At 62.0% G+C, this 2,392-nt stretch carries 4 protein-coding genes; 2 read left to right on the forward strand and 2 right to left on the reverse strand.

Going from position 1 to position 2,392, the window contains the following annotated elements; all coding sequences use genetic code 11:
- Both MBTS_RS18730 and MBTS_RS18735 read left to right on the forward strand, forming a co-directional pair.
- Positions 1 to 1,272, forward strand: a 1,272-nt coding sequence (locus MBTS_RS18730; protein ID WP_280529942.1) for a Calx-beta domain-containing protein, incomplete at its 5' end; no start/stop codon positions are given.
- A gap of 179 nt (positions 1,273 to 1,451) precedes the next feature.
- The gene (locus MBTS_RS18735; RefSeq protein ID WP_192216220.1) at positions 1,452 to 1,682 is read left to right on the forward strand and encodes a hypothetical protein; all 231 of its coding nucleotides are present in this window, start codon (positions 1,452 to 1,454) and stop codon (positions 1,680 to 1,682) included.
- On the opposite strand, the gene MBTS_RS18740 is transcribed toward MBTS_RS18735, so the two are convergent.
- Positions 1,672 to 1,992, reverse strand: a complete 321-nt coding sequence (locus tag MBTS_RS18740; RefSeq protein WP_192216221.1) for a BrnA antitoxin family protein — start codon at positions 1,990 to 1,992, stop codon at positions 1,672 to 1,674. The genes MBTS_RS18735 and MBTS_RS18740 overlap by 11 nt on opposite strands.
- Complete coding sequence (locus tag MBTS_RS18745) at positions 1,952 to 2,224, reverse strand: BrnT family toxin (protein ID WP_192216222.1); 273 nt, start codon at positions 2,222 to 2,224, stop codon at positions 1,952 to 1,954. The genes MBTS_RS18740 and MBTS_RS18745 overlap by 41 nt, the downstream gene beginning before the upstream one ends.
- Between the last annotated feature and the right edge of the window lie 168 nt (positions 2,225 to 2,392).

Raw genomic sequence — 2,392 nt, forward strand, 5'->3', positions numbered from 1 at the left:
GGAGAGAGCACGGGCTATGCCGAGTTCGTCGTCAGGCTCTCGGCTCCGGCTACCACGGCGGTCTCCGTCAACTGGGAGACAAAAACCGCGAATGCCTATGATGATTACGCCTCCGGCATCGGCGTTCTGACCTTCGCCCCCGGTGAGACCCTGAAGACCGTGCGGGTCGCCATCACCGACGATATGAAGGCAGAACCCTCCGAATCCTTCGTCCTCGGCCTCTACAATCCGAGCTCCAACGCGCTGCTGGGGAAGTCCGCCGCCACAGCAGTGATCCTCGACAATGATGGTACCGTGCCGGGTGGACAGATCATGTCGGGTTCCAATTCCGACGACGTCTTACTCGGCTCAGCAGGGGCCGACACTCTTTCGGGGGAGGCAGGGAACGACGTTCTTATTGGTGGCACCGGTGCCGATGTCATGCGTGGCGGCAAGGGCAACGACACCTACGTCGTCGATCACGTGAAAGACCAAACTGTTGAGACTGCCGACACCGCCGCCGTTCGCTATGGAACTGACACTGTGATGGCTACGGTCAGCCACGTACTCGCGAACAATGTCGAGAACCTCACACTCGTTGGCGGCAGCGCGATCAAGGGTGTCGGAAACGGTCTTGCCAACGTCCTGATTGGTAACGAGGCCAATAATATCCTCGACGGAAAGGCCGGCGCCGATACGATGATCGGTGGGGAAGGTTCGGACACCTACATCGTCGACGCAATCGGTGACAAAGCCATAGAGGTTAGCGGTGCCAGCGGGACCGATATTGTCAAGGCGTCAGTGTCCTACTCCCTCGCAGACTCTTACGTGGAGAACTTGACGCTCACCGGCACCAAAAACCTCAATGCCACCGGCAATGACCTTGGTAACGCGCTTAAAGGGACTACGGGCAACAACCATCTCGACGGCGGCCTTGGTGCGGATTTACTGACGGGTCTGGCCGGCAGGGATACATTCGTTTTTAGTACGAAGCTCAGCTCCACCAATATCGATCACCTCACCGATTTCTCGGCCGTGAACGATACGATCCAGCTCTCAAAGAGCATCTTCGCGGCGCTCTCGGCCGGCAGTCTTGCGGAATCCGCGTTCAAGGATCTTGCCGTCACGGGCGCCAAAGTCGATGCGGACGACCGCATCCTCTACGACCACGATACTGGTGTCCTATCCTACGACGCGGATGGCAGGGGCAGCGCCGCCAAGGCCATCAAGTTCGCCGTCATCGACAACTACGACAAGGTGGCGCTTACTCACCTCGATTTCCTGGTCGCGTAAGCCCGTCACACCACTTGGCCGAACGCTCCCTGTTTGGCCAAAGCTCCCAAGTCGCTTAAAGTCCTTGCCCGCATTCGCCGCTGGTCGGCATATGCGAGGCCGCTGCGCTCGAAGCGCAGGTCTGACACGCATCACGTTCCCCGGCCGGCCGACTGTTCGGCGTGCACGTCGCGCCGTTGATGTTGACCGGCCCCGGCGGCGGGATCGGCGTCTCGCCGGTCCTGGCGCACACCCTGGCGATCCTGTCGCCTCCGGGCCGACACATGCCGGAATCCGTCCTGGCGGCCGGCTGGCGCGATGTGGATCATCTCCGCGACGGGCTGTCCGCGTTTGCCGGCAAGCTCGCGGCGGTCGGCCTGATCCTCAATCGGAGGAAGACCGGGCTTCGGATCACTCGCCCTAAGCCTTGAACCTCTCGCGCAAGGCTTCGTTCGCCCGAACCTGCCAGCCGGGGCCGCTGGCCCGCATGGTCTCGATCAGGTCGGCATCCAGGCGCATCGTCACCTGTCGCTTGGGGTTCTCGACCTTCGGGCGCCCGCGTCCGCGTCGGATCAGCTCGCCGCCCTCGTAGAGGTCGGCGCGCGCCATCATCTCGTCCGTCAGTTCGGGGATTTCCTCGTATTCCTCGGCGGTGATCTCGTGGGCGTCGACCTTGGCGAGGTCGGTCGCGCCGATCCCCTCAGCGGAGGAGAGGGGCGTATTTCGCTTGCTCGCGGTCATTGGCCTTCCTCATCGAAATGATGTGGCGATCCGCGCCACGCGGGGTCCAGACGACGACGACCATGCGGCCCGCGAGTTCTCCAACCGACACGAAGCGGACCTCACCGTAGTCCTGCCGGTTGTCCTCGAATTGCAGGACGCGGCCGGCGAACACGTCAGCGGCGGCGTCGAAATCCAGGCCCCGCTCGGCCAAGGCCCTGTCTCTCTTCGCGGGGTCGAATGTGATCGCCATGCATTATTCGTAACGCCAGAAAATATAGGCGTCAACGATTAAACGGCGTTACGGAAATTAGCTTCTGATCCGCGTCCGATAGACCGGATGCCTGCATTCCCTCACCGCATGGCGCTCGACCGATCCGCTACTCGGAACGGGCCTCGTGGGGCCTGTCGCAAACGCGAA

Source organism: Methylobacterium bullatum (assembly GCF_014845095.1).
GTDB lineage: Bacteria > Pseudomonadota > Alphaproteobacteria > Rhizobiales > Beijerinckiaceae > Methylobacterium > Methylobacterium bullatum.